The sequence below is a fragment of the Mesorhizobium sp. P2_B5 genome, assembly GCF_056404775.1.
In genome coordinates this window covers 1-5,128 of record NZ_JBFUDJ010000027.1, presented here as the reverse complement: position 1 = coordinate 5,128, position 5,128 = coordinate 1, and the positions used below count along the sequence as shown (strand labels likewise).

The 5,128-nt window shown below is 56.8% G+C and carries 7 protein-coding genes; 6 read left to right on the top strand and 1 reads right to left on the bottom strand.

From position 1 onward, the window contains the following. The 6 genes from AC1D1N_RS32285 to AC1D1N_RS32260 all read left to right on the top strand — a co-directional run. A partial coding sequence (locus tag AC1D1N_RS32285; RefSeq protein WP_477347321.1) for a hypothetical protein occupies positions 1–208 on the top strand: 208 nt, incomplete at its 5' end. An 84-nt stretch (positions 209–292) separates the two neighbouring features. Next, positions 293–505: a DUF768 domain-containing protein gene (locus AC1D1N_RS32280; RefSeq protein WP_477353333.1), complete on the top strand. Its 213-nt coding sequence runs from the start codon at positions 293–295 to the stop codon at positions 503–505. Positions 506–664: 159 nt separating this feature from the next. Next, entirely contained in the window at positions 665–850 is a 186-nt protein-coding gene (locus AC1D1N_RS32275; RefSeq protein ID WP_477353331.1) for an HU family DNA-binding protein, read from the top strand. Between the two features lie 126 nt (positions 851–976). Beyond that, positions 977–1,324 (top strand): hypothetical protein, encoded by a 348-nt coding sequence (locus AC1D1N_RS32270; protein WP_477353329.1) that lies wholly within the window; start codon positions 977–979, stop codon positions 1,322–1,324. 80 nt (positions 1,325–1,404) lie between these two features. Beyond that, positions 1,405–2,175, top strand: a complete 771-nt coding sequence (locus tag AC1D1N_RS32265; RefSeq protein ID WP_477353327.1) for a Stf0 family sulfotransferase — start codon at positions 1,405–1,407, stop codon at positions 2,173–2,175. Positions 2,176–2,717: 542 nt separating this feature from the next. Next, positions 2,718–3,542: an ATP-dependent DNA ligase gene (locus tag AC1D1N_RS32260; RefSeq protein WP_477353325.1), complete on the top strand. Its 825-nt coding sequence runs from the start codon at positions 2,718–2,720 to the stop codon at positions 3,540–3,542. A gap of 770 nt (positions 3,543–4,312) precedes the next feature. Here the strand turns inward: AC1D1N_RS32260 and AC1D1N_RS32255 are convergent. Next, positions 4,313–4,555 carry a hypothetical protein gene (locus tag AC1D1N_RS32255; RefSeq protein ID WP_477353323.1) on the bottom strand — a complete coding sequence of 81 codons (243 nt, stop codon included), beginning with the start codon at positions 4,553–4,555 and terminating at the stop codon, positions 4,313–4,315. Between the last annotated feature and the right edge of the window lie 573 nt (positions 4,556–5,128).

Below are 5,128 nucleotides of genomic sequence, written 5' to 3'. Positions count from 1 at the left end.
TCGTAGGGAGGCTGTGATGGATAACGTGGTTCCAATTCGCAAGGCCTTGCCTTGCATCGAAGTGGTCGAAGCCTGCGGAGAGTGGTTTGTCCGCGTGGTTGAGGAAGACCAGGAACTTACCCGATCATTCGATCTGGAATCGTTCGCGCTCTCATTTGCGGAAGGCCAGCGGATACGCCTGCATCTCGATAAGATCGTTCGGCTCTAGTTTCTCTTCGGTACTGCATGCGTTCTTCCCTGGCGGAATGTCTATCCGCGCGGAACCTAATAAACGTCGTCAGCTTATCTTCTGATGAGCACCCGTGGCACCGACTTTTTGTACAAGTGGATTTCGGCCAACGTTCCCCAGACCGTCGCGCCGACATCAGTTGCCGAACTTAAAAAGCTATTCGCCGACGCCAAGGCGATCAGCATCACTAGTGTTGAAATTGAGGAAGAAACCGGGAGTGTGTACGAGGCTCTCCTAGACGCGATCGTGCACCACGATGCCGGCTTATCTGAGTGAAAGCCATCGATGACCAGCGTCTGGGTCGCATACTGTTTCGTCGGCATCGTGGTGGCACTGGTGGTGTTATGGTCGATGAGGTTGTAGCGGCTGAGAGAGCCATCGGCAGGCGAAAAGGTTCTTCCCTGAAACCTTTAGGCTGTCGCCGAATTGTGCCTGATGGCTGACGAAGAAACAGGAAAACCCTTGGACACGAAAGTCGAGTTCGTGCGTAAAGTTGCGCGGGAAACCGGCATTTCTGAAGAACAGGTGCGAGCGCTTGTATCGTTGCTGGGCTACGATCTCTCATCCGTGATGCGCGAAGCCCGAATTCTAAAGAGGGGCCAGGAGCACCCCCGGCATTAACTTCCTCCGGCGCGCCAGGACTTTCGGCGAGGCGCTGTCAAGCGCGGCGCGCACAGTATATTAGCGATCGGGAACATACGGCTCCTGCTGGCGTTTATCGGGTGATCGGCCTTCTGGGAGGTTGCCATGAGAAAACTGCTACTTGCTTCGGTTATTGCCATCGCCTCCGCCGCAGCCACGCTCGTGCCTGCGGATGCACAATTCGGTCCTGGCATCGGCTTTCTTGGTCCATTCGGCGGCTTCGGCCCGTTCGGCGGTGGCCCCTTCTACGGCGGTGGCCCGTTTTACGGCGGCGGCCCGTTTTACGACTTTGGCGGCCGCTATTACGGCCCCCGCTATCCCGGCTACGTGGCCCGCTACCCGCATCGCTACTATTATCGGCATCGTCACTATCACCGTTGCCACGTGAAGTGGGTGAAGCACTGGCGCCATCACCACCGGGTGCGCGAACGCGTTCGAGTTTGCCGGTACTGACAAGGCCGGACATTGGCTGCGGTTGCGCGGTAGGACCCGCGCCGGGATGGCGCGCGCCAGCGTGCGAAGGCGAGGTTTCCATGCGGGGTGTCGCAATCTTAACAGAGCAAAGAAGCGGCTCGAACTGGTTAGGGAGCTTGACAAATGCAACTGGCCTGATGGGGCATTCGGAGGAATGGCTCCTAGGTTCGGAAAATTTGCGATTCGAGCCCAGCAGCTACGTTGCTTTTGAAGAAGCTGTTATTAAAAAAGCTTCGACGGATAACGGACGGTTCGCAATCAAGATATTTCCGCGACACTTGGAATCATGCAAGAACAAGTTCGGTAAGGACTTTTTGTTCGAGATAAACAGGAAGCACGATCTGCTCGTCATTTTACTGGAACGTCGAGACCGACTGCGACAAGCTATCTCAGCCTACCGGGCAAAGATGTCCGGGGTGTTTACTAGCCAGAACCACGAACGGACCACCCCGCGAACTGTTCCCTATAGCTTTACTGGTATTAGCCAGGCGTATTTCCAAATTGAGCTAAGCTATGCGTATTGGCGATCCTACGTGAATCTGCTTGGGTTGGATTGTCGGCTCTTTGTCTATGAAGATTTGCAGCCTGACCCAACTCTTTATCTAGAAGCGTTCGCTGAGTTTATGGAAGTGCCGGCTCTGGAGAGCACGTCTGCTTCGAAATTCATGATTCAACGAGACAGCGTGACGGAAGAATGGCTGGCTCGCTTTCGCGAAGACGTTGCGGCCAAGGGTGCGATTGAAGGGATCGGGAACACGCCAGTTAGTAGGACATTGGGAAATCTGGTGCGCTTTCTGTTGAAGCGTCCGCTTGACCGAAAACGCTTCTGACTCCGGATGCAGAAAGCTTCGTCGCTCATGTATGATCAAACAGCGAGCGCTTAAGCCGTTTTATATCTCCACATCCGGGTTACCCCTTGATGCTTGGCGCCGGTGGCTTTGCTCATTGATCCAATTCTAGCGGCTCGTGATCGGGCTGCTCGTGCCACATCACCTGGCGGAAGTCGCGTCGGTCGACCTGCTGGCCGCAGATCGGGCAAATGTGAAAATGGTCGCTGCCGTCGGCTTTCGGCTCGTGGGGCCGGCCGGGTTTAGGGGGGCCAAGGTCCGCAATTCTCGTCATTTTGCGAAATCGCCGGCGTCCGCAAGACTGAATTCCTGCGCGCTTCTCGCCTCCTCATCCGGCATGATGCGCCTCCGTTTTCCCGAATATCCGCAACGTCACGCTTGCCGTTTTGTTGCAATCGGCCGTCGATTTCCGGTCTTGGAACTATTTTAGCTAAAGCTTATTGAATCGGGGCGGGTGGGAGTGTGCGTGCGTGCGTAACGATGGTCACCGGCTGAGATTTATCAAACCGCAGGAACCACGCCTGGTGCTGGAACCGCCGGTCAGCGATGATTGGCTGCATGAAATCAAGTATGACGGTTTCCGCGTCCAGCTCATCCTCGACTGGGCCGGCGCCCGGGCCTTTACAAAGAATGGGCACGATTGGTCGAAACGTTTCTGGCCAGTCGTCAACGCGGCCGAGAAACTGCCGGCGAAGGCATTCATCATCGATGGCGAGATGATAGCTCCCGAACCGGATGGGCGGCCAAATTTTCATCAGATGCACTCGCGCATGACATGGAACGCCGAACTGCTCGCATTCGTCGCCTTCGACATCCTGCACCAGGACGGCGAGGATCTGCGCCCGTTGCCGGCGATCGAGCGCAAAGCGATACTGTGGGACCTAGTCAAGCCGGCCGATGGTATCATCCAGTACAGCCAGCATGTCGAAGGTGGTGGCGCCGCTTTCTATGAGGCGGCGGAGAAAATGGGCCTCGAGGGCATCGTTTCAAAGCGGCGGGGTAGCCCATACCGCAGCGGCGATTCCGATGCCTGGGGTAAAACGAAATGCTGGGATGTCGATGATCTCGACCTCATTGGCGTCAAGCGGGAGGCCGGCAAGCAGACCGAGGGCCTGTTCGCCAAGGATGTCAAATATGTCGGCAAGGCAGTCATCGCCACGACGCGCGCCATCAAGGACCGCCTATGGCAGCGCATAGAGCGCGATCGTGCCGAACAGCCTGCCGGCCCGCCCTCGGCGGTCGCCAACGATGTCGAGTGGGTCAAGCCCGGCATCACCGGCTGCGTCCGCCATCTGCGCGGCGAGGCCAAGCTTCGTCACGCCTCAGTTCAGGATTTTCGGGAAGAATAAGCAAATGCGGGAAATATGGGCTGCTCGCTGGCGGCGGCGCTCTAAGAAGCGAGCTTAACCCATTCCGGTGAAGTAGAACGATATGCTCACGCCTATCGCAGCAAGGCCGAGGATGAAGATCATGAAGGTCTCAAAACCATTGCTGCGGTTCCCGATTCGGTCCATCGAACTCCCCGTCCTAGCGATTGGTCAGATTCGAACGCCGATTGCGACAAAAGGTTGCCGGCGCTCGTAAACGCCCTTCGCCTCCTGGATTGGCGGCTATGCGGCTGCGGCGCCCGCTCTGGCTTGGCTAGCCCGCCCTGATTTTTTGGAACCGTGGTTTCGTAGCGCTGTTACCCTCCGAAGGGACATTTCGAATACGGAGTTGAATCATGAAACGGCTTCTTGTCGCTGCAGCTATCGCGGCTTTGTCAACGGGGGTCGCCATTGCGCAGTCGACCAGTACATCAGGCGGATCGTCAACAACGACAGGCGGGTCGTCAACAACGACCACCACGACTATGCCGAGCACCACGACTGACCCGGGAACAGATTCCACCACCACGAGTGGGACGAAATCTAACTCGGCCAAGGACTGCGCGCCAGGTCAGCAGACTGGCAGCGCCAAGCAGGCCGCGCCTGGGCAGCAGGATACGGACGCCAAGTCTGTTGCTCCTGGCCAGATGAAAACGACCACGGAAGGTTGCTGACGCGTACTCTCTTGGTCCCGCCGTCGCTCGGCAGCGGCGGGACCTGTTGTCTGGAACCGGGTGGCTCCTCACAGATTGCTAGATCAGTAACCAATCCGAGATGTGAGTTGGCAGGTGGCTTGCGTGCTCGATGCCAGCAAGGCCGGCATCAGGTAGGTCAACGGTTGAGTGGGGTGCAAAATGCTCGCCCGGGCCTGTGGGATGATCAGGAGCCGCCGCTGCGAACAGCGTATCGATATCGAACGAGGCAGGGGGGGCATGGTCCTGAGCTTGGATCGGCAGGTGATCGAGCGCTGGAAAGATTGCAGGCTTACCGGACATAGCTATCTCCATTAGGCGTCCCCCGCGCCCGTCAAACTACAGACATATTAGCAATCGCGCAATTATGACCGAAGGTTGTGGCACTAGGCGTCCAACATTGAGGGGCTGGGATGTGGAGTTTAAAATTCACTGTGGTGAACGAAAAAGCCCGTCGCAGCTAATGAGCGTAAGCGACGGGCTTTTGACGGAGCGGCTACATCCTAAAGGATCGACCACATCACTACAACTTATGATCGAGCTCTAGGTTGCATACCATTTTAATGAAAAGCCCACGCCATGCCTTCGGCAAGTCGTGATGGTTCGTCGCTCATGTTGAAAAGATTCCACAATCCGGCTTGACGTTCAAGGAATTTGTTCCTCTTCTGTTCTCATGGCGCATGAACCGATTGACACGCTGGGCAAGGCAACCCGGCACAACATGCTTGTGAAGGCGGAGTGCACCTGTGGCAACGTCTTTTACTGCCGCTCGGCCGACCTGATGATGGTCTATGGCGGCGGTGTTGCCCGTTGCGCCTGAAGTTCGACTGCAGCCGATGCAAACCGAATATCAAGATCACGCTTCTTCACGCTTCT